This window comes from Capnocytophaga sp. H2931, assembly GCF_002302535.1.
In the GTDB taxonomy this organism is placed as follows: Bacteria; Bacteroidota; Bacteroidia; order Flavobacteriales; family Flavobacteriaceae; genus Capnocytophaga; species Capnocytophaga canis.
In genome coordinates this window covers 1626719-1647500 of record NZ_CP022381.1, presented here as the reverse complement: position 1 = coordinate 1647500, position 20782 = coordinate 1626719, and the positions used below count along the sequence as shown (strand labels likewise).

Sequence of the window (20782 nt, the reverse complement as noted above, 5' to 3'; positions counted from 1 at the left end):
GGAATTGGTAGGCGGTGAAACCCCCGCATCCAATCAGTAGCTCTACCTCTAATAAACTAGAACACGACGCTGTACCTAAATACATTTCGGGGAGTACGAGCTATTTCCCAGTTTGATTGGCCTTTCACCCCTACCCTCAGGTCATCCGAAGTCTTTTCAACGACAACCGGTTCGGTCCTCCACGCTGTGTTACCAGCGCTTCAACCTGCCCAAGGGTAGATCACCAGGTTTCGCGTCTACTACTACTTACTATAACGCCCTATTAAGACTCGCTTTCGCTACGAATTCGCACCTGAAATGCTTATCCTCGCAAGTAAAAGTAACTCGTAGGCTCATTATGCAAAAGGCACGCCGTCACCCTAAAGGGCTCCGACCGCTTGTAAGCGTATGGTTTCAGGGTCTTTTTCACTCCGTTATTCACGGTTCTTTTCACCTTTCCCTCACGGTACTAGTTCACTATCGGTCTCTCAGGAGTATTTAGCCTTACCGGATGGTCCCGGCAAATTCAGACAGGGTTCCACGTGCCCCGCCCTACTCAGGATTTCCCTATGATTTATTATACGTTACCTATACGCGACTTTCACGCTCTATGATGTGATTTTCCAAACACTTCTAGTTCCATATAACAACCAACATCGGGTCCTACAACCCCCATATTGCCGTAACAATATAGGTTTGGGCTATTCCAATTTCGCTCGCCACTACTCTCGGAATCACTTTTGTTTTCTTCTCCTCCGCCTACTTAGATGTTTCAGTTCAGCGGGTTCGCCTCCTTAACAGGATACTGCACCTTCAATGCAGTGGGTTGCCCCATTCGGATATTTGCGGATCACCTCGTATGTGCCAATCCCCGCAACTTTTCGCAGCTTATCACGTCCTTCTTCGCCTCTGAGAGCCTAGGCATCCCCCATACGCCCTTACATAACTTATTGCGCTTGTAGTTGTTTTGCAATAGCAAAACATACCTCGTTCTCTTTGATTCTTTTATTTATTTCTCGATTTAATCAATCTTATTTGATCTCTCGTGTTTTTTATCCCAATATGTCAATGAACTCTTCATAGCTTTCCGCTATTAGCCATTAGCTAAAGGCTTTAAGCATTATGTGGAGAATAAGGGAGTCGAACCCTTGACCTCCTGCGTGCAAGGCAGGCGCTCTAGCCAGCTGAGCTAATTCCCCATTAATATAGGTATTAGGGGTTAGGCAATAGGGAATAGTTTATATCAATCCCAAAACTCTTACCTATCTTAAAAGCAACAACCTCTAAAATTTCCTTTCATTCTATTTTTATGAACTTTTTAGCTTTTAGCTATTGGATATTAGCCATTAGCTATCTGCTCTGTAGTCCCAGGCAGACTCGAACTGCCGACCTCTACATTATCAGTGTAGCGCTCTAACCAGCTGAGCTATGAGACTGCATCTTTTTAGCTATTAGCCATCAGCAAATAGCAATTAGTCTATATAACTTCTAAACACTAATCACTAACCTCTAATTAGCCTAGAAATATCGACTGCACAAGATTTAAAGAATACCCTACAATTACTCTCGTAAAGGTATTTCTCTAGAAAGGAGGTGTTCCAGCCGCACCTTCCGGTACGGCTACCTTGTTACGACTTAGCCCCAGTCACTAGTTTTACCCTAGGCAGCTCCTTGCGGCAACCGACTTCAGGTACCCCCAGCTTCCATGGCTTGACGGGCGGTGTGTACAAGGCCCGGGAACGTATTCACCGGATCATGGCTGATATCCGATTACTAGCGATTCCAGCTTCACGGAGTCGAGTTGCAGACTCCGATCCGAACTGTGACCGGCTTTATAGATTCGCTCCTGCTCACGCAGTGGCTGCTCGCTGTACCGGCCATTGTAGCACGTGTGTAGCCCAAGATGTAAGGGCCGTGATGATTTGACGTCATCCCCACCTTCCTCACGGTTTGCACCGGCAGTCCCGTTAGAGTGCTCGACTTAACTCGCTAGCAACTAACAGCAGGGGTTGCGCTCGTTATAGGACTTAACCTGACACCTCACGGCACGAGCTGACGACAACCATGCAGCACCTTGAAAAACGTCCGAAGAAATACCTATCTCTAGATACGTCGTTTCCCATTTAAACCTTGGTAAGGTTCCTCGCGTATCATCGAATTAAACCACATGCTCCACCGCTTGTGCGGGCCCCCGTCAATTCCTTTGAGTTTCACACTTGCGTGCGTACTCCCCAGGTGGGATACTTATCACTTTCGCTTAGCCACTCAGTCCGAAAACCAAACAGCTAGTATCCATCGTTTACAGCGTGGACTACCAGGGTATCTAATCCTGTTCGCTCCCCACGCTTTCGTCCATCAGCGTCAATCGGTCGTTAGTAACATGCCTTCGCAATCGGTGTTCTGTGTAATATCTATGCATTTCACCGCTACACTACACATTCCAGCTACTTCACAACTATTCAAGACATACAGTTTCAAAGGCAGTTACTCAGTTGAGCTCAGTGCTTTCACCTCTGACTTATACGCCCGCCTACGGACCCTTTAAACCCAATGATTCCGGATAACGCTCGCATCCTCCGTATTACCGCGGCTGCTGGCACGGAGTTAGCCGATGCTTATTCATACAGTACCGTCATCAATCTACTCGTAGACCTTATTCTTCCTGTATAAAAGCAGTTTACAACCCATAAGGCCGTCATCCTGCACGCGGCATGGCTGGATCAGTCTTCCGACCATTGTCCAATATTCCTCACTGCTGCCTCCCGTAGGAGTCTGGTCCGTGTCTCAGTACCAGTGTGGGGGACATCCCTCTCAGAACCCCTACCCATCGTAGCCTTGGTGTGCCGTTACCACTCCAACTAGCTAATGGGACGCGTACTCATCTTTTACCACCGTAGCTTTAATTATTTAATGATGCCATAAAATAATACTATAAGGTATTAATCCAAATTTCTTCGGGCTATCCCTTAGTAAAAGGTAGATTGTACACGTGTTACGCACCCGTACGCCGGTCTAGGGAGAGCAAGCTCTCCTTACCCCTCGACTTGCATGTGTTAGGCCTGCCGCTAGCGTTCATCCTGAGCCAGGATCAAACTCTTCATCGTTAAAAATCTTTAATATCGTAACCTTTAACAAATAAGTAATCGACTCTTAGGATAATTCTTTAAATCTTATTCTTGTGCTGTCAACAATTTTTTCAATGAACTTTATTACTCTTCGCTTTTAGCTACTAGCTAACAGCTATTAGCTCTCAAAGCGGGTGCAAAGATAATAACTTTTTATCTTTACTTCCAAATTTTTTTCAAAATATTTTTTTTGAACTTTTCGCTTCGCGCTGTAAGCTATACGCCACAAGCTAATAGCTAACTGCTTTTCGAAAGCGGGTGCAAAAGTAATACTTTTTTATAAACTACCAAAACTTTTGCAAACTTTTTTTCAAAATATTTTTTTGAGCGTTTTGCTTCGCGCTGTAAGCTATACGCCATAAGCTAATAGCTAACTGCTTTTCGAAAGCGGGTGCAAAAGTGATACTTTTTTCTAAACTACCAAAACTTTTGCAAACTTTTTTCAAAAATATTTTTTTGAGCGTTTTGCTTTGTGCTGTAAGCTATATGCTATAAGCTAATAGCTAACCGCCTTCCAAAGCGGGTGCAAAAGTAATACTTTTTTATAAATCACCAAAACTTTTGGAAAGTTTTTTTTGAAAATATTTTTCATATATTATCTTATCATGCTTATTATCAAAAACTTGTAGATAAAAAATAGAATGTTACTCTTTAAAATACTTATTAATACCGTAAAATAACTTATTCTTGAGTCAAAAACTTATCAATACGGGATTGGGTGTTACTTGGTAAATCAGTATTATAGATGGCAAATCGCTTTACATTCATCTCTTTAAACCATTTTTCAAGATAGGCTTTAATCACATCTTCATCTTGGATAGCTTTTTTAGATGGCGTTATTTCTAACACCAAAACTTCCAAATCTTGCAAATCATTACGAGTAGTTATAAAACCAAAATCCCCTGTATCAAATTTCTCACGCCAATTGGCACTTCTCAATCCATTGGATTGTATGGAAGTGGGTGATAAAAACGCACTTCGATTCTTTTGAACATCTTTTGATTGTGAATGATACAAATATCCATCTGTAAGAATAACCAAAATATTTCGGTAGTGGTCTTCGGAAGCAACACAATAATCTTTTACATCATTCTTAAAGAAACGCCATATATCAGATCCTATATAATTACTTGTTTGGATAGTTTGCTGATAGGCTTTCTCCAAATTAGTTGCGTATGTCTCTAAAATATTGTCGTATATATTCTTTTTCTCGGCAGTTTGCTGATACGAAAATTTTGAAAGGTCAATATTTAGTTCATTAACCATTTGGTTGATTTCTGGATTGGTTGGCGGAGGACTAAAAATAACCCGCATACGTCCTTTGGCTTTATACGCTCCCTTTTTCTCCATATCTTTTTTAAAAAAGGCTGAAATGTTTTTAATAATTTCAATATCCCGCTGATAGTGTTCAGGAGTATTGGGCGATACACTTGGGTCTATCCTATCAGATAAATCTAACAATAATGTTATGTTATATTGTTGTTCTTTGGTTTTCTCTTCATTTTGCTGTTTTTTGGCATTGCCAAAATTACAATTTGATAAACTAAAACCAATTGCGATAATTGCGATAATTGCGATAATTGATATTACTTTTTTCATCGTTGTATTTTTTATGATTTTACTATATTTCCTTTGTGTTCATTACTAAGTTTTTCATTTAGTAGGTGTATTTCATCAATAAAATGTTTTTCAAATCGGTTGGCGGTCATCCATTCTGTCCAACCATTGGTAAATTCATTGACACATTGATAAAATCGAGACCAATTCATTACAAAGACATCGCCTCCAACTATTTTTCTGTGTGGCACCATTTCAAGTTCTAATTGTTGAATACATTCTTGGTTAGCTTCTATTTCTTTTTGATTTTTTTGAATATCGTCTTCCAATAGTTTGATTTCACTCTCTCGGGTTTTAATGGCTTGATTTACCACATTGAGTTTATCGTATGATTCCATTGTAAAATCAAAAACAAATCCCCAAATCAAGTACACTACAAAACCTGCGAAAATAATTACCCAAAAATTAACTTGCTCAAAAGCCAAAGAAGGTGAAAATATAGGCATACTTCCTGTCATATCCGCTAATCTTTTTATTTCATAAATTTTTTCTACGATTTCGTAAGCCAAAATAGCATCGAAAATAAATGTTATGACAATCAAAAATCCTATTTTTAAATACTTTTCAACTCCTTTTGTTTCTTGAAATTTATGTATTAGAAATCCTAATCCTAAAAAAGCAAATGGAATCGCCAAAACAAAAAGCAGAGCCTGTCCTCCTAATTCATAGGCTTTTACAAGAGCTTGACTATCAAAGATTGCGGCAGCAACTTTATCATCATCGGGAGTAAAATCCTTAAAAAGAGCCGAATACGCTGCTGAACTATAAAATACAAAAAGATATACTGTTAAACCCAACAAAATAACAAGCCCTATAATAAAACTTGCCATACTTGATTTTTCCTTTAAAACACTTTCAGGATTTTCATTGATACGAAAAATATCTTTTCGTATTCCATCAATTTTATCTTTGATAGACTCGTTCTTGTTACGAATATTTTCTATCACTTGTTCTTTTTGTTTTACAGAAACTTCAAGTCTATCTAATTCATTTTGAGCTTTTTTTACATCTTCCTCTTTTTTTTCGGTATCTGTACGTTCTCTCTTAGAATAGTATTCTCGAACTAATACCCAACAGCCCATAAAAGCTCTCTCATTCCCCTTTTGCTTTTTGGACATATCGAAGCCCCAATCCTCATAGGTTTGTAACTCTGTCTTTCCAAATTCAATTTCTCCTGTTTCCAAAATGGGTGTTTTCTGCTGATTTTCACTTTGGTTTTCCATATTTTTAGAGAAAAACCCTCTTAATTGATTAAATGGTGCCATTTTGATTTGATATTAAGTTTGTGATTTCTTGTTTTAGTTGTTCCGAGTTTAATTTTTTACGAGCTAAATCAATCAGCCAATCGAATAACTCACGACTGACTTCGGCTTCAAACCCAAAACGTTCGCAAAACTTTAAAAATGTTGCTACTTCATTGTCGTCAATAACACCATCGGCAAGAATTACTTTTGCGAAATCGTAGAGTAAGAATATTTTGTCCATAAACTCACTCGGAGTTTGAAATATGCCCACCGGTGGATTGATCAGCATCTGTTGAAATTCTTGTTGTGAAAATCCCTTTTCTTGGGCTATCTCTAAAATTGTATCCAACTCCTGAGGGGCAAACTCGCCATCACTTAGAGCCAAGAAATACAAATTCATCAGGTGTTTTTTCATTTCCTGTACCATAAACATTTACTTTATTAAATTTATATTATTTTATTCTTTTAGGATTTAAAACACTTATTACCAAACCTATACCTACCAAAAGATCTACGAGATTCCAAAGTTCTCTTCCCATAGCTACTTTGAAGAAAGGTTGAAAAAGTAATGCCAATACAATATATACCAAAGTAGCCATTTCTTGTTTTTGGTTATATGAAAGATAAGCTAATACCCCAAAACCTACTAAAGCTACAAATCTCACTAACTGATAATAACCATAAGGCATCTTCAAAAGACAGCCAAACATCAAAAAGGCTAATCCTATTTTAATTATTTTCTGCATATTATAAAGCCTCTTGTACATTACTTGGTTTTGTACTAAAATTACCATTTTGTTGTAAAATCAATCGGTATTCTAATACATTATTATATAAAGATTGTGGAGCGTCCTTACCAAAATGTTCATTGTAACTAAATCCACCTTTGATTGTTCCATTTTTTGTTTTCATTATTTTATTGGGATTCCAGCCTTTTCCGTAATAGAAAAATACTTGATAAGTTCCATTAGCAAACGAAAATGTATAACTATCATTTGCCTCAATAAATGCATGTCTTACTACTTTTCCTTTTTTCTTAATGGTAACCAATACATCGGAGTTACTTGTCGTTACTTTTATCTGTGAACAGCCATATTCTTCACAAGATGGGTTTTCTCCATAATATTGGGAATAAGGCGTTGCTCCTGTGTATAAATGTTGTGCAGAGGCGATACTTACACACATTAAAAACATTAATAAAATTACCTTCTTCATCTTTTATAAAATTTAAAATTATCTATAAAATACTATTGAATATTTTATCCTAATTACAACTTTTTACAATAGAAAATATCAAGAAAATGATAATAGGTCCGAAAACATATCCAATAATAGCAGGTAAAATATTTTCTGCCACGCTTTTCCCTGCTTCTTTGAATGAACCTCTGAGCTCATCGGTTATGTCTTGTGCCATTTTTTTAGCTTGATTTTTGGCATTTTGCATCCATTTTTCAAGAATATCATCTGCAAAACGATACTCCGAATAGGTCGTTTGGCTTTGTTCAGCATTTTCTTGGCGATGCGTATTGTATTTTTGTTGTGTTTTTTGTTGATATTCTCTAAAACGAATATATTCAGCATCGTATTTTTGCCTTGCTTCTTTGTCTTTCAAAATCAAATAGGCTTCATTAATATCTTGCATTTGCTGAGTGGTATCCCGATTCGGATTTCTATCGGGATGCCACTTTTTACATTGGTTATAATAAGCCGTTTTGATTTCAGAATCAGAAGCTCCAATACTTATCTCCAATATAGCGTAGTAATCTTTAAACATCACTAAATGGTCTTGTCTAAATCGGTGTTACCATTCTTTTTAGGCTTGTATTTCCATATACCTCGCAAGACATAAAACAATACAAATGCTGCGATAAATGTTCCTGGGGCTACCGCCTTTCCTGCACCTTGTGCTATCATACCTAAAATAATTGCTGTTACAAAGACTATAAGTACCGAAAGAATAATTTTGATTAGTATTCTCATTTTGTTTTTATTTGATTTATGTTTCCCCTACTCTCTTACAGGCTTTTCGGATTTCGCCTTTCTTATTATTGACACTTGTAAAATAAATCTTAAAATTTAAAATAGGTATTTTAATTTTTTTCTGGTTTTAGAAGTGAATTAAATTATACTGTATTCCTATACCAACATAAGGTAGAAAATCTCCTTTATAATTTATGCCATAAGATAAATTAGGACCTACACCCCATCTTTTTATAATAGGTTTTTTATTATTAAGTTTATAATAACTTCTTATGGCTTCTGTAGTTGTATAAGGATTTTTATCAAACACTTCTACATATCTACCTTTTTTATCCTTTTTATGAACTATAGATAAATCATTTTTTATATTTACATTTACTCCTGTAGAATCTCTATAAGATATTATTGAACCATATACCCAACCATTAAAATCATAATTAACTTTTCTAATAGCATTATCATCTTTTACTATAACTTCTTTTATAATAGTGTCTACCTTAGTAATTATTTTAGGCTTCTGAATGGATTGCAATTTTTTAACTAATGCCTGCAAATGTTCAATTTCTTTGTTAAGAGATTGTATTTCAAAAGTATCTTTCTCTACAAGAATGGTAGTTTGATTTTCAGAAAGCGATTCTTTCTTTGCTTTTAGCAAATCTTGTAATGTTTTTATTTGTACAGAATTTGTTTCATATTTTTCTTTATATTGACTACAGCTTCTATACGAAAGCAAACAGAAAACAACTGCAATGACCAAAATACCGATTGAAAATGTATTATTGTATTTCATAACATGAGTTATTTATAGTTAACATGTAAAATTAATCACAAATGACAAATTGCACTGATTGTTCATTGTTCATTAAAAATTTGTCCATTCTTCTGTTGTTTATCCACCCAAGCTCTACCCAAGGTGTATCCAAGCTCGGGAGGAGGAAAGTTCAAGGTTCAAGGTTCAAAGTTCAAGGTTTAAAGTTAAAGGGCTGAACCTTGAACTTTGAACGGGCGAAGCCTCTCAAACCCTTGTTTATAAGTTTTTGGTTGCCTCAGTGGTATTGGCAGGTATATCGGTTGCTCGTACTACAATTTTGTCACCTGAAAGGTCTGCATTGGTTTGCGTAGCGGTATAGACCCAATCCAACCCATTATCCACTGCATTGCCTTCTTCCACCAACGAACCATCGGAATTGTAGATATGTACCGTTACAGATGCTACTTTGAAATCATCATAGGCTCTAACTTTAATGGTATCGCCGACCTGACCCGCATAGTCCGAAAGGTCAATCTGCTCAATCTTTGGGGCTTGTAACATATCGGCTACCGCTACATTATAGGCTGTGACTCCTTGCTTTTTATCGGCTACTGATTGATATTCTTCCTTAACAGTAGGATTTTTGAGTGCCGTTTTGGCATAAATTGTTGCCTGTTGAAATTTTGCCATTTGTTCCTTTACCTTTTCGGAGGTAATCGCTTTCTTAGTAGGTTTTTGAGAAACTATCGTTTTTCCGTTACGCTGACTGAACACGAGCATATTACCTACTTTTCCACTTAGTCCGTGTGTGATGATGTTGTTTTTAGATTCTGCCATTGCTTTATGTTTTTTTGTTAATTTCAGAAAGTTAGGGGATTAGAAAATTAGGAGATTAGAAATTAGGATTTTTAGGAATTAATAGAAAACGTTCCTTTAAGGAAAATAAAAAATCCGCTTGATGGAGATTGCTCTCCATCAAGCGGATTTATATTACAGAGTGTAGTAACTACACTATTTTGGCTGTTTAAGTGCTGTGCTGTGCTGTGCTGTGCTGTGCTGTGCTGTGCTGTGCTGTGCTGTGCTGTGCTGTGCTGTGCTGTGCTGTGCTAAGGCACGTACAAATATACTGATTTTATGTGAATTACACAAGTTTTTCATAATATTTTTTTCTAAGTTAGGTGTATTTTATCTCCTATAATGAAAATAGACTTCCTAAATCTACGTTAGTGTTCAAAAAAGGAGGACAATTTTCTATAAGAGATTTTGCATGGGACAAAGCTAATTATTTTTTATTAACAAAACAATAGTTAATTCCCATGTAGAATGTTAAAATTTATATGAATATTTATTAGTCGGATTTCCAAAGTAGAATGGTTAGATGTCCCAAAATTCATATAAAAACACTATTTCAAAGGATTTAATCACAACTATCCGAAACTTTTATTTTAAAAATTTCGGATAGTTGTGATTTGTAATGAAAAAATAACCAAAACTGATAACACTTTTATATCTCAACAATAAGTTTAAAGCTATCAGCAAATAATACCTAAGTAAAAAGTTTAACATTTAAAAATACTGCTATTTTCCACGACAATGAAGCAAAATTTACAGATAAAAACTTTTCTTGGCACGAGTGAAAATGCGGTGAAATGACAGATTTATATAGCTTTGATTTGCTATCTTCTGTTGGAGTTAATTAAGCGATTTTACAGCGATAAAAAGACGGCATTTAGTAATTTTTGCGAGAAAATAAGGGTCTGTCCGATGCACTATCTGACGCTGAATTATGTTTGCAACGAACTGAAACCCACCGTAAAAAAAGTGAAAAAACCACCCGAAAACACACTTTTTGACAGAGATAATTCCGCACAACAAACAAGTCTGCCCTTATAAATAAAGGTTGACAAGGTTTTTTATGAGTTTTCAAAAAACTTTCGGACAGCTGTGATTTGGCATATGTATATTTATCAGGCATAAGTTTTTCTTTATACTGCTATAAGAAAATTTTATACCTATATAAAACATTTCAATATGAAAGCCGATGGTATACTTAATTTAAAATTGTAACTTTGCGAACATAATAAATTTTAAAAAACAGAATAATATGTCTTTCGTAGGAAAAAAATTCCCAAACTTTGCGGTGAACGCTATGAGCGATTTGGGAGATACGTTTAAAATTAACGTATATGAAGAAGCAGTAAATGATAAGAAAAAAGTGCTATTGTTTTGGTATCCAAAGGATTTCACATTTGTTTGTCCAACCGAGTTACATGCTTTTCAAGAGGCTTTAGCTGAATTTGAAAAAAGAAACGTGAAAGTAATTGGAGCTTCGTGTGATACAGCTGAGGTTCACTTTGCTTGGTTAAACACACCTAAAGACAATGGAGGAATTGAGGGGGTTACTTACCCTATTTTAGCAGATTCAAACCGTAATTTGGCTCGTGCATTGGACATTTTGGATTCCAGAGAAGTTTATGATGAGGTAGCTGACACTTATCTGCAAGAAGGTGATGACGTACCTTACCGAGCTACTTACTTGATTGATGAGGACGGAAAAGTGTTTCATGAAAGTATAAACGATATGCCATTAGGTCGTAACGTGAAAGAGTATATTCGTTTGGTGGATGCTTACACCCATGTTCAAAAGCACGGAGAGGTTTGTCCTGCAAACTGGGAGGAAGGAAAAGAAGCAATGAACGCTAATCGAGATGGTGTTGCAGAATATTTAAAATCACACTAAAATGCAAGAATTAGCTCAAGATAATCTACAGGAAGTTGTTGCTTCAAATGATGTCGTTTTTGTTCAATATGGAGCAGGATGGTGTGGGAATTGCAAAATCATGAAGCCTAAATTCAAAAAATATGCTTCGGAAACTGCTGACGCGGTGTTTGTTTACGTGGATGCTGAGAAATTCCCTAATTCACGTCAATTAGCAAAAGTGGACAATTTGCCAACCTTTGCAGCCTTCAAAAAAGGTGCGTTGGTGAATCAAATTCAAACAAACAAGGCTGAATCCTTAAAACAGTTCATCGATGAGATTACCGCTAATTAAACATATGGTGCAATTCATTAGTGAAAATGACCAAGATTATGTTCATGAAACCATTGAGACACTTGAAAATTTAATAGAGTGTGATCATCTCAAAGATGAGGAGTTGGACGTAATTGGCGAATTGCTATCAAATTTTTATGGAGCCATTGAGGTTGACACTATGATTAAGGAGGGAATGCCCCAAAAAGAGGCCCTCAATAGTTTTATGAAACGTGTTGTAGGGTCTATTGACAAATAAGTAGCTATTGTAAATTACACAGTATTTTGTATCTTTGCCCTAGAAAAATATTCCTTTTTTGAATTAAAAAAGAGGTAAAGAGATGAAATGTTTGTATAATTGCGTTGTATATAGTAAATAATAAAAAGGGAAAAGAGAGAGTCAAATGGATTCTTTCTTTTTCTTGTTTTTCAAACGTATATATTTAGTATAAAATAATTGTAAAATGAAAAAAAAATTATTATCAGTTAGTTTGCTTGTTGCACTTGTTTTTGGGAGTTGTACAGGAAACAAATCGCAAACTGGCAGTACGTCTGTAGAAAGTAGTACAGAATCTATCGTAGAAGTTGTGGAGCTTCCTGAAGAAATTAGTATCACACAATCAGAAGATGATATTCAGGTGTATACCGTAAAAATCGGAAACGACCCAGATAAAAGCCATCTTACGGCATCTTTCCCTATTACGGCATACGATTTCGTCAATAAAAATGAAAAGTCTTTTACGGAAAAACTTATAACCGAGTTTAAAACTGCAGCTAAAGATTATCAGGATTCTGAAACTTCGGTTTTGGATTTTAATCAACATTTTGAAGTAAAGTACCATTCCGAAGATTTTTTAATATTCCTTTATGAAAGAAATGTTTCCTATGGGAATAACTACGACAATAGCCATTTTGTTTCTGTTTTTAATTTAAAAGACAAGAAAAAAATGGAGCCTGTGGATTTTTTCAAAAATCAAGAAAGTTTCGAAAAATTTGCTTCAGAAGTAAATCTTATTGCTACTGATTTGGTAAAGAAAAGAATTTACGAAGATACTAATTATGCTAATGACGGGGAACGCGAACAGGTTTTGGAATCGTCCAAAGATATGATTCAAGAAGGAACAGCCCCTACTTCAGCAAATTACGACGCTTTGTTTTTTGACCAAAAAGGAGAGTGGTATTTACTTTTTGATAAGTATCAAATTGCTAGTGGAGCTATGGGAGATTTTTCTGTAAAAATTCCACAGGATTTGGTAAATAAATACATGAATGAAACCTTTTTAAAAATTTTCAAAAAAGAAGATATTGTTGAACAATCTGCTGGAATAGAGGTTTCTGAGCCTAAATATTCGGAAGTGGATTGTTCCAAAGTACCGTGTGTGGCTCTTACTTTTGATGACGGACCTTCGGTGTATACAGCCCAGTTGTTGGACGCTCTTAAAGAAGAAAATGTAAAAGCAACTTTTTTTGTGTTAGGAAAATCTTCATCAGTACAAAAGCAGACTATCAAACGTATGGCAGAGGAGGGACATAATATCGGAAATCACTCGTACGACCATAAAGATTTTCGTAAAATCTCAAGAGAAGAAGCTGAGCGTCAAATTCAATTAACAGACGAAGTTATTGCAGGGATTACAGGTCAAAAACCCAGATACTTTCGTTTTCCCTACGGGGCTCATACTAAAGAGAATTTAGAGATGGTGGGCAGACCTGTAATTATGTGGAATGTAGACCCTTTGGATTGGAAACATCGTGAAGTAAACCGAGTAGCAGAAGCTATGTCAAAAGCATCTCCAATGGGAATCATATTGGCTCACGATATTCACAAAACAACTGTGCAATCCATTCCTCAGGTGATTAAAAATTTGAAATCACAAGGATATCATATCGTTTCCCTTGATGATCTTTTTCGTCATAAAGAACTTCAAAACGGTCACACGTACTCCAGTGGGAAGTAATTTTTTTATACATCAATTTGATTAACAAAGATTTTAACCCTTTCTTTATCAACAAATTGAAACAGTTTAAATACCTATAAAGATGAGTACTCAATTATTTTATAGGTATTTAAACTATAAAAAATCTGTGGAAATATGCCTTTTTTAGAGAACAAAATACGATTGTTCGGTAATAAGAAAAGATAGGGAATTTTTACAAAATTCTTTATGCTACTCAAAATACAATAAAATCTCAAAATTGTACACTCCTATTCCATAGCACTTTGTTTAGCAGCTACCAAAAAAACATTTTGAAATATGCTAATAAATAATTTCCAAAGAATTAAAGCAGATCCACAAAACTTTGCTATGAGAATAGGTTTTCATCAATAACATGGATGTCGTTTTTTTGAATTTATTTCAAAAAAGCAAGGAAAAAACGCTTAAAAATTTGTATCTTTGCACCCCAATAGGGTTTATTTTATGTTTTTTGTAATAAATCAGTAAAAGTAAATTAGCAATGAGATACAAATTTATTACTACGCTCTTTTTTGCATGTTTTCAGCTACTTTTCTCACAAGAAAACATCAACACACAACTAAAAGTCAATGATATAGCAAACCTTTTTTCTGCCAGTTCGTTGCAGTGGTCTATTCCTGTTTCACCTTCCGAAAAAGTCAATTTGCAATGGTACGAACGTAAAACTTCGTTCACCGAGAAGGAAGGTATCCGCACTTTCGTAGGATATGAAGGTGACTTGTTCGTAGCAACTCTGTCCATTTCAAAAGCAGGAGATGATATATCAGGGGACTTCACTTGGAAAGAACATCAATGGAAGATAGCAACCACTAATGATGGTTACCTTTTTATTTCGAAAGAGCATTCCGAAGGAGAATGTGGAGGCTGCCACAACGGACATTGTGGTACGCATAGCGATAAAAAATCCCTTCGAGGTCGCTTAACTGCCAGACCAGAAAAAAATGTTCGTAAAATCCCTACAGACAATGCGCTACGTGTGTTTCGTTTAGCCGTATTGGTGGATAAATATTATTATGACAGATATTATGGAAGCAAGGATGCTGTAAAAAGTTTTTGGAGTAGATTAGAAATTGCTCTTAACGAATACTACATTAGAGAAATAGGCATTAAACTTCAAATTGTGAATGATGATAGGCTTATCATTGATTCCAGTAAAGAAAAAGTTTTTGATGGAGAACTTTCTAACAAAATTTTAAATAAATCTACTGCGGCATTAGTAAAATTTTTATGGATTAACTTTGCGAAAAAAGAATGGACTTTGTAGATTTTTTGAGAGAGATGTTGGGTATTACAGATGATTTTGCGATCACTTCGATAGTAAAAGACGAAGAAAATAAGATCATTAAAATTCACTTGAAATACCTTAACACCCATTTTGTTAAAGAAGGAAAGCGTTACAAACTGTATGATACCACCCCCGAGCGAGAGTGGCAACATTTAAATTGGTTTGACTATCGGTGTTACTTGGTTTGCAGTCTACCTCGTTACCTTTCTGAGGATGGTAAGCCTAAGGTTATCGACATCCATTTTGCACCTAAATACAAGGGATACACGCATTTATTCGCCGCCAAAGTCATAGAGACTTTACATAAAGTAAAGGTACAAAACACCGTTGCAGAACTGATGCACACTACCCCATATGTGATAAGAAGCATTATGGAATCAACCGTAGAAAAAGCACTTTTGGAACGAGGAGAAGTAAATGATTTAGAGGATATTAGCTTAGACGAAAAAGCATATTCTCACGGACATAAATACGCTACAATTCTTATCGATAGTGATAAAAATTGTGTAGTAGAAATGACCGAAGGTAGAAAAGAAAAAAATGTAAAAGCCTTGTTTTTCAGTGTTAATTCACAAGAGAAACAGCCCTCCCTGAAAAGGGTAAATATGGATATGTGGAAACCTTATATAAACGCCATTAAGGATATAGCTCCTCAAGCGATGATTGTACACGATAAGTTTCATTTATTCAAGAAGTTATCCCAAGCCATTGACAAGACCAGAAGAAAAGAGGTAAAAGAAACCGAATTGCTTAAAGGACAGAAATACACCGTATTAAAGAGCGAAGAAAATCGTACAGAAGAGCAACAAAGAGCCTTTGAGCAAATGCTTAATGAGAATTTACTTACGGCAAAGGCGTGGCAAATACGAGAGAATTTCAAGTATTTGTTTAGTTTAAAAGATGGTATAGCAATCAATTATGAACTATGGAAAAATAATGCAATAAGTCAATCCATAACCGCTGTAAATGAAGTGATAAAGACCTTTGATAATCATTTACAGGGGATTATCAATGCGATAGTTACTCAAACATCCAGCGGGAAGCACGAAAATATGAATGGAAAAATACAATCCGTTATTTCAAAAGCAAGAGGATTCTTAAACTTTGAGCGTTTCAGAATAAACACCCTCTTTTACTTCGGTAATCTCAAGTTTAGCTCACAAAAAAATTAGTAATGCCAAATATTTATTTGATGAAATATTATATCTATCTCATTTTTAGCTTTATCAGTTTTGGGCAAGTGGTTTTTGCACAAGAAACGATTAAAACATCAACAAAAGCCATTGATGTAATTCATTTATTTTCAGCAGGAAATAAGATTGAATGGGCAGTGCCTATATCTAAAAATGAGAAAATTTTATTACAGTGGGAAGAACGACATACTTCATTTACTCAAAGTGAGGGCATTCGTTCGTTTGTGGGGTATCACGATAAAAATTTAATCGCGGTTATTTCTATTTTGAATGGAACCATTTCGGGAAATATTCGTTGGAAAGAAAAAGAAATCGTTTTAAAAACGTCGGAAGAAGGCTTTCTAATCTTGTACACTGAAAGTTCCAATCACAAATGCGGTACGTGTGCTAACGGACATTGTCATTCTGAAAAACCTTCCACCAAACGTCCTGTACTTCTGTCAGGTTCGAACACCTCAACGCCCTCCATTCCCAACACAAATGTACTTAGAGTCTATCGATTAGCGATGGCAATCAGTTATGAATATTTTTCGGATACATATGTTGGCTTTAGTAGTAAGGTGGAAGAAGTGAAAACGTTTTGGGCTACCAAAGAAATGGAACTCAATGAGGCATATACGCGTGATTTGGGTATCCGATTTGAAATTGTAAAGGATGAAAATCTAATTTCGAAACAAAAAGATGAAATTTCTAATAAGAGTGCAAGTTATATTATTAACAATGCCACAAGAATAATCAGTTCAAAAATAGGCGAAAAAAACTATGATTTAGGAATATACATAGCCAAAGTTACAGAAGTAGCAGGACTTGCGTATTTAGAAAATGCCTACAAAACGGAAAAGGCTGCGGCGGTGGCTTTGGTCTCTCGTTCCGTTATTATGCACGAAATAGGACATTTATTTGGGGCAAGACATACGTTTGCTTTTACTATTAATAGACTTATTGACCCTGCCAGTGATAAAACAGAAATACTGACAGGACAGTCCATAATGTCGTATGGAAATCCTCGGGATTTTTTTTCCTTACGAAGCATACAAATGATTCGAGAAAAGTTGGTAAACGTACCTTATTTTTCGGACACCAATCGAACTCAAAAAGTAGGTAACAATTCGTCAGTGACTAATTTTCCGTACGGAATAGCTATTCAAAATCAATCTCCTACTATTGACAAAACGAAAATAAAAGCAAGTTATAAAATTCCGAAAGAGACTTTTTTTCAGTTTTATATTCCTGCTCAAGACCCTGAAAATAAGCCTTTGTTGTATGCCGCTCATCAAACGGATATTCGCAGAGGGACTGAACGCTCAATAGCCAGTTTTTTAACACGAAAAGCTACTAGTAGCAATCCTGTTACATTTCAAACAGAATATAGTGAAAAATCTCGTAATTTGGTACATAATACGACGCCTAATGCCGTAGGTAAGTTTACTTTTTGGTTGGGTGTGAGCGATGCTCAACCTCAGCAAACCAGCGATTATATCAGTCAGTATGATATGGCTCAAACCCAAGTGATTATTGAAGAGGGAACACCTTTTAAAATTACTTCTTTAATGGAAAAAAATTATAAAGGAGGGGAAGATGTCCAGCTTACTTGGAGTGTAGATAGTAAAATTTTTAACAAAAACACTAGCAGAGTTCGAATTTTGCTTTCGGACGATTTTGGAAAAACGTTTAAATACACTTTGGTTGCTTCTACGGAAAATGATGGAAATCATACCGTAAAACTACCAAATATATCGGTAAATACCATTGCTTTTGGAGGACAAAAACCAGATGTATCAGCAGGAGTTATAAAAATAGAAGAGATTGATGGTATTGCCTATGCACTTACCACTTTCGACCCTAAGAAAGGAGGTTTTACAATTACTCGTGACCTTTCTTTGCCTGAAACACTTGTATTTACAAAAACTCCTGAGGCTTCAATCTCAGTTTCTTGTGAGGCTATTCCGAATGCAGATAACTCACAATTTGCAACCGATGGCTGTGTTTCGGTAAATATTACACATCAAGATACGAAAATAGGAGGTAACTGCAATTATACGATAGAGCGGGTTTACACGGCAACGGGTTGTAACCAAAGTCTTATTTTTACACAAACTATCTCTGTAAGAGATGATAAATCACCTGCATTCAAAGAACCTTTACCAACCAATGTTTCGGTGGAAGAAAATAAAGTTCCAGCACAAGTTGATTTAACGGCTACGGATAATTGCTCTGAAAATATTCAAGTAACCAAAAGTCAGGAAACTAAGGAAGAAAACGGAAACAGAATAATCATTTACAAATGGGAAGCTTCCGATGAATGCGGAAATAAAGCTACTCATACACAGAAAGTTACTGTTATCCCATCAGAAATCAATTTTGTGGGCGAATTACCTAAGAATTTGACAATTTCCTGTGAAAAAGAAATTCCGTCAGTTCCTACTTTGAGTGCGTCAGGTAATTGTAATCCGAAAGTGGTTTATAATGGAGAAACAAAATCGAACGAGAAATGCAAAAATGATTACGTGTTAACACGCTCTTGGACAGCCACTAACGACTGCGGAAAAACTATCACGCATACTCAAATCATTATGATAAAAGATGATGTAAAACCTACATTTTCAGGCACTTTACCAACTGATATTTCTGTGGAAGAAAACAATATTCCAACACAAGTTGATTTAACGGCTACGGATAATTGCTCTGAAAAGGTTGAAGTTGTTAAAAGCCAAGAAAACAAGGAAGAAAACGGAAATAAAGTAATCATCTATAAATGGGAGGCTTCCGATGATTGTGAAAATAAAGCTACTTACACACAGAAAGTTACCATTATTCCTTTGGAAATACAATTCATAGGCGAATTACCTAAAAATATGACTGTTACTTGCGAAAAAGAAATTCCGTCAGTTCCTACATTGCAAGTATCGGGCAATTGTAATCCGAAAGTGGTTTATAATGGAGAAACAAAATCCAACGAAAAATGTAAAAATGATTACGTATTAACACGCTCTTGGACAGCTACTAACGATTGTGGAAAATCTATTACGCATACTCAAATCATTACGATAAAAGATGATGTAAAACCTGTATTTTCAGGAACTTTACCTGCTGATATTTCGGTAGAAGAAAACAATATTCCAACACAAATAGATTTAACCGCTACGAATAATTGTTCTGAAAATATTCAAGTGACAAAGAGTCAAGAAGAAAAGCAAGAAAACGGAAATAAAGTAATCATTTACAAATGGGAGGCTTCCGATGATTGTGAAAATAAAGTTACTCACACACAAAAAATTACTGTTGTTCCATCAGAAATCAATTTTGTGGGCGAATTGCCTAAAAATATGACTGTTACTTGTGAAAAAGAAATTCCGTCAGTTCCTACATTGCAAATATCGGGCAATTGCAATCCAAAAGTGGTTTATAATGGAGAAACAAAATCAAACGAGAAATGCAAAAACGACTACGTGCTAACACGCTCTTGGACAGCTACTAACGATTGTGGAAAATCTATTACACATACACAGGTAATTACCATAAAAGACGATGTAAAACCTGTATTTTCAGGAACTTTACCTGCTGATATTTCTGTGGAAGAAAACAATATTCCAACACAAATAGATTTAACCGCTACGGATAATTGTTCTGAAAATATTCAAGTGACAAAGAGTCAAGAAGAAAAGCAAGAAAACGGAAATAAAGTAATCATCTATAAATGGGAGGCTTCCGATGATTGTGAAAATAAAGTTACTCACACACAAAAAATTATTGTTATTCCGTCAGAAATCAATTTTGTAGGCGAATTACCTAAGAATTTGACAATTTCTTGCGAAAAGGAAATTCCGTCAGTTCCTACATTGAAAGTGTCAGGTAATTGTAATCCGAAAGTGGTTTATAATGGAGAAACAAAATCAAACGAGAAATGCAAAAACGACTACGTGCTAACACGCTCTTGGACAGCTACTAACGATTGTGGAAAATCTATTACACATACACAGGTAATTACCATAAAAGACGATGTAAAACCTGTATTTTCAGGAACTTTACCTGCTGATATTTCTGTGGAAGAAAACAATATTCCAACACAAATAGATTTAACCGCTACGGATAATTGCTCTGAAAATATTCAAGTAACCAAGAGCCAAGAAGAAAAGGAAGAAAACGGAAATAAAGTAATCATTTACAAATGGGAGGCTTCCGATGATTGTGGGAATAAAGTTACTCACGAACAGAAAGTTACCATTAAAAAATCTTCACAGCCCACACCGCCTAATGGTGGCTCTGAAATAGAAAAAGAAATGATTGTTTACAATGGGGTTTCTATCGAGTCAGGTTCGGAGAATTACTTGAAGTTTGAACCTATCGAGAATTATAAAAATCTTCAAATTGAGATTTTTAACGAATTAGGTCAGAAAGTGTATGAATCGAAAAACTACCAAAAAAATGGAGAAGTTTTCCGAGGATATGCTAACGTGAAAGGAGTTTTCCGAAAAGGCAAACGTCTTCCCACAGGAACGTATTTCTATGTGCTGAAATATCAAGACATTACAGGAGAATCAAATATAAAACAAGGCTATTTGTTTGTAAGATAATCATTATGTCTTCTAAAAAACACCTG

The 20782-nt window shown here is 35.7% G+C and carries 18 protein-coding genes, 2 tRNA genes and 2 rRNA genes (1 of these 22 only partly in view); 8 read left to right on the top strand and 14 right to left on the bottom strand.

Going from position 1 to position 20782, the window contains the following annotated elements:
• The 14 genes from CGC52_RS06910 to CGC52_RS06850 form a co-directional block, all read right to left on the bottom strand.
• Positions 1-932: ribosomal RNA gene (locus CGC52_RS06910) — 23S ribosomal RNA — on the bottom strand (it extends 1902 nt beyond the left edge of the window).
• A gap of 172 nt (positions 933-1104) precedes the next feature.
• Positions 1105-1178 (bottom strand) — tRNA-Ala (locus tag CGC52_RS06905).
• 163 nt (positions 1179-1341) lie between these two features.
• Positions 1342-1415, bottom strand: a tRNA-Ile gene (locus CGC52_RS06900).
• Between the two features lie 150 nt (positions 1416-1565).
• Positions 1566-3083: ribosomal RNA gene (locus CGC52_RS06895) — 16S ribosomal RNA — on the bottom strand.
• Together the 16S and 23S rRNA genes with 2 tRNA genes alongside form the textbook arrangement of a ribosomal RNA operon.
• A gap of 702 nt (positions 3084-3785) precedes the next feature.
• Positions 3786-4703 carry a hypothetical protein gene (locus CGC52_RS06890; protein ID WP_042345371.1) on the bottom strand — a complete coding sequence of 306 codons (918 nt, stop codon included), beginning with the start codon at positions 4701-4703 and terminating at the stop codon, positions 3786-3788.
• An 11-nt stretch (positions 4704-4714) separates the two neighbouring features.
• On the bottom strand, positions 4715-5986 hold the full coding sequence (locus CGC52_RS06885) for a UbiA family prenyltransferase (RefSeq protein ID WP_157909120.1): 1272 nt from the start codon (positions 5984-5986) through the stop codon (positions 4715-4717).
• Positions 5973-6392, bottom strand: coding sequence for a TerB family tellurite resistance protein (locus tag CGC52_RS06880; RefSeq protein WP_198540559.1), 420 nt, complete (start codon positions 6390-6392; stop codon positions 5973-5975). Before CGC52_RS06880 ends, CGC52_RS06885 begins: the two co-directional genes overlap by 14 nt.
• 25 nt (positions 6393-6417) lie before the next feature.
• A complete protein-coding gene (locus CGC52_RS06875) occupies positions 6418-6711 on the bottom strand; it encodes a DUF6804 family protein (RefSeq protein WP_095893861.1) in 294 nt (97 codons plus the stop codon).
• 1 nt (position 6712) lies between these two features.
• Entirely contained in the window at positions 6713-7180 is a 468-nt protein-coding gene (locus CGC52_RS06870; RefSeq protein ID WP_042348514.1) for a hypothetical protein, read from the bottom strand.
• 49 nt (positions 7181-7229) lie between these two features.
• Positions 7230-7739, bottom strand: coding sequence for a J domain-containing protein (locus CGC52_RS06865; protein WP_095893858.1), 510 nt, complete (start codon positions 7737-7739; stop codon positions 7230-7232).
• 2 nt (positions 7740-7741) lie between these two features.
• Positions 7742-7945, bottom strand: a complete 204-nt coding sequence (locus tag CGC52_RS11240) for a hypothetical protein (protein WP_157909118.1) — start codon at positions 7943-7945, stop codon at positions 7742-7744.
• Between the two features lie 127 nt (positions 7946-8072).
• A complete protein-coding gene (locus CGC52_RS06860) occupies positions 8073-8735 on the bottom strand; it encodes a DUF6808 domain-containing protein (protein WP_042007827.1) in 663 nt (220 codons plus the stop codon).
• 237 nt (positions 8736-8972) lie between these two features.
• Positions 8973-9533 carry a hypothetical protein gene (locus tag CGC52_RS06855; RefSeq protein WP_042007825.1) on the bottom strand — a complete coding sequence of 187 codons (561 nt, stop codon included), beginning with the start codon at positions 9531-9533 and terminating at the stop codon, positions 8973-8975.
• 174 nt (positions 9534-9707) lie between these two features.
• Positions 9708-9854, bottom strand: a complete 147-nt coding sequence (locus CGC52_RS06850) for a hypothetical protein (RefSeq protein ID WP_157909117.1) — start codon at positions 9852-9854, stop codon at positions 9708-9710.
• Positions 9855-10364: 510 nt separating this feature from the next.
• On the opposite strand from CGC52_RS06850, the gene CGC52_RS11235 reads away from it, so the two are divergent.
• The 8 genes from CGC52_RS11235 to CGC52_RS11350 all read left to right on the top strand — a co-directional run bounded on the left by CGC52_RS11235 (position 10365) and on the right by CGC52_RS11350 (position 20756).
• Positions 10365-10589 carry a hypothetical protein gene (locus tag CGC52_RS11235; RefSeq protein ID WP_157909116.1) on the top strand — a complete coding sequence of 75 codons (225 nt, stop codon included), beginning with the start codon at positions 10365-10367 and terminating at the stop codon, positions 10587-10589.
• A 211-nt stretch (positions 10590-10800) separates the two neighbouring features.
• Positions 10801-11436 (top strand): peroxiredoxin, encoded by a 636-nt coding sequence (locus CGC52_RS06845; protein WP_042005908.1) that lies wholly within the window; start codon positions 10801-10803, stop codon positions 11434-11436.
• A gap of 1 nt (position 11437) precedes the next feature.
• Entirely contained in the window at positions 11438-11749 is a 312-nt protein-coding gene (locus CGC52_RS06840) for a co-chaperone YbbN (protein WP_042005910.1), read from the top strand.
• Entirely contained in the window at positions 11730-11987 is a 258-nt protein-coding gene (locus tag CGC52_RS06835) for a hypothetical protein (protein WP_095893857.1), read from the top strand. Before CGC52_RS06840 ends, CGC52_RS06835 begins: the two co-directional genes overlap by 20 nt.
• A 205-nt stretch (positions 11988-12192) precedes the next feature.
• Positions 12193-13686, top strand: a complete 1494-nt coding sequence (locus tag CGC52_RS06830; RefSeq protein ID WP_095893856.1) for a polysaccharide deacetylase family protein — start codon at positions 12193-12195, stop codon at positions 13684-13686.
• Positions 13687-14185: 499 nt separating this feature from the next.
• Positions 14186-14968 carry a reprolysin-like metallopeptidase gene (locus CGC52_RS06825; RefSeq protein WP_095893854.1) on the top strand — a complete coding sequence of 261 codons (783 nt, stop codon included), beginning with the start codon at positions 14186-14188 and terminating at the stop codon, positions 14966-14968.
• On the top strand, positions 14956-16161 hold the full coding sequence (locus CGC52_RS06820) for an ISL3 family transposase (RefSeq protein ID WP_095893853.1): 1206 nt from the start codon (positions 14956-14958) through the stop codon (positions 16159-16161). Before CGC52_RS06825 ends, CGC52_RS06820 begins: the two co-directional genes overlap by 13 nt.
• A gap of 20 nt (positions 16162-16181) precedes the next feature.
• Positions 16182-20756 carry a reprolysin-like metallopeptidase gene (locus tag CGC52_RS11350; protein ID WP_232751855.1) on the top strand — a complete coding sequence of 1525 codons (4575 nt, stop codon included), beginning with the start codon at positions 16182-16184 and terminating at the stop codon, positions 20754-20756.
• Positions 20757-20782 lie beyond the last annotated feature (26 nt).

What these genes read in the sequence shown, in the direction of transcription:
- CGC52_RS06820 (WP_095893853.1), top strand. Translation starts at nt 14,956, where the DNA reads ATGGACTTTGTAGATTTTTTGAGAGAGATGTTGGGTATTACAGATGAT.
- CGC52_RS06870 (WP_042348514.1), bottom strand. Translation starts at nt 7,180, where the DNA reads ATGAAGAAGGTAATTTTATTAATGTTTTTAATGTGTGTAAGTATCGCC.
- CGC52_RS06850 (WP_157909117.1), bottom strand. Translation starts at nt 9,854, where the DNA reads ATGAAAAACTTGTGTAATTCACATAAAATCAGTATATTTGTACGTGCC.
- CGC52_RS11240 (WP_157909118.1), bottom strand. Translation starts at nt 7,945, where the DNA reads ATGAGAATACTAATCAAAATTATTCTTTCGGTACTTATAGTCTTTGTA.
- CGC52_RS06885 (WP_157909120.1), bottom strand. Translation starts at nt 5,986, where the DNA reads ATGGCACCATTTAATCAATTAAGAGGGTTTTTCTCTAAAAATATGGAA.
- CGC52_RS06835 (WP_095893857.1), top strand. Translation starts at nt 11,730, where the DNA reads ATGAGATTACCGCTAATTAAACATATGGTGCAATTCATTAGTGAAAAT.
- CGC52_RS06825 (WP_095893854.1), top strand. Translation starts at nt 14,186, where the DNA reads ATGAGATACAAATTTATTACTACGCTCTTTTTTGCATGTTTTCAGCTA.
- CGC52_RS06840 (WP_042005910.1), top strand. Translation starts at nt 11,438, where the DNA reads ATGCAAGAATTAGCTCAAGATAATCTACAGGAAGTTGTTGCTTCAAAT.
- CGC52_RS06860 (WP_042007827.1), bottom strand. Translation starts at nt 8,735, where the DNA reads ATGAAATACAATAATACATTTTCAATCGGTATTTTGGTCATTGCAGTT.
- CGC52_RS06880 (WP_198540559.1), bottom strand. Translation starts at nt 6,392, where the DNA reads ATGGTACAGGAAATGAAAAAACACCTGATGAATTTGTATTTCTTGGCT.
- CGC52_RS11350 (WP_232751855.1), top strand. Translation starts at nt 16,182, where the DNA reads ATGAAATATTATATCTATCTCATTTTTAGCTTTATCAGTTTTGGGCAA.
- CGC52_RS06890 (WP_042345371.1), bottom strand. Translation starts at nt 4,703, where the DNA reads ATGAAAAAAGTAATATCAATTATCGCAATTATCGCAATTATCGCAATT.
- CGC52_RS06865 (WP_095893858.1), bottom strand. Translation starts at nt 7,739, where the DNA reads ATGTTTAAAGATTACTACGCTATATTGGAGATAAGTATTGGAGCTTCT.
- CGC52_RS06830 (WP_095893856.1), top strand. Translation starts at nt 12,193, where the DNA reads ATGAAAAAAAAATTATTATCAGTTAGTTTGCTTGTTGCACTTGTTTTT.
- CGC52_RS06875 (WP_095893861.1), bottom strand. Translation starts at nt 6,711, where the DNA reads ATGCAGAAAATAATTAAAATAGGATTAGCCTTTTTGATGTTTGGCTGT.
- CGC52_RS06855 (WP_042007825.1), bottom strand. Translation starts at nt 9,533, where the DNA reads ATGGCAGAATCTAAAAACAACATCATCACACACGGACTAAGTGGAAAA.
- CGC52_RS06845 (WP_042005908.1), top strand. Translation starts at nt 10,801, where the DNA reads ATGTCTTTCGTAGGAAAAAAATTCCCAAACTTTGCGGTGAACGCTATG.